Origin of the sequence: Chromohalobacter sp. 296-RDG (assembly GCF_029889885.1) — a bacterium.
GTDB lineage: Bacteria > Pseudomonadota > Gammaproteobacteria > Pseudomonadales > Halomonadaceae > Chromohalobacter.
In genome coordinates this window covers 1-586 of sequence record NZ_JARANY010000307.1, presented here as the reverse complement: position 1 = coordinate 586, position 586 = coordinate 1, and the positions used below count along the sequence as shown (strand labels likewise).

1 protein-coding gene is annotated in these 586 nt (G+C 57.5%); it reads left to right on the top strand.

The window, feature by feature from the left end:
• Nucleotides 1-574 (top strand): hypothetical protein (locus tag OP495_RS18685; protein ID WP_280571287.1); only part of this gene is annotated, 574 nt, incomplete at its 5' end.
• Nucleotides 575-586: the final 12 nt, after the last annotated feature.

Sequence of the window (586 nt, the reverse complement as noted above, 5' to 3'; positions counted from 1 at the left end):
CCATAAAAGAGACTATCTGGCCAAGGCGAACACTATAGGGCTACAATCTATAGTGTTCATTCGGTCAGGAGGTGAGATGCTCGTCACAGTCGGTGAGGGACAGGCAACGAACGCTGAGGGAGCGCTCTGGAGGCAAGGGCCGGGACAGCAGGAGGTGTATCGCTGGCAGAGCGCGTGGATGACCGAGAACCGACCCTGGTTCCAGGTACATGTGAAAGGGAAGGAAGAGGGCGCAACAGAGCACATCGTGCTGGCCCCGCCGTTGCCGGAATTCGAAACCTGGTTCCCGAGCCAATGTTCCGAGATGGAGATCGTCGTCCTGATGCTGGTGAGCCCGCCCTGGTTGAATCGCTCGGCGTACTGGCGCATGGATCCGGTCCGCGATATCTCCTGCGTCGAAACGTTCGACAGGAAACGCCAAAAAGGCATTCTCTATGAGCTGCAAGAGCGTCGCAGGCCGCTGCTCGACGCCCCCTATTCTCTGGAGACGCCGGTGTCCGAGCATTACGCGATCTACTCGACAGATAGACCGGCGCTAATCGGCAATATTGGGCTGAATACCCTGGAGAGATAAACTGAGCAGTAC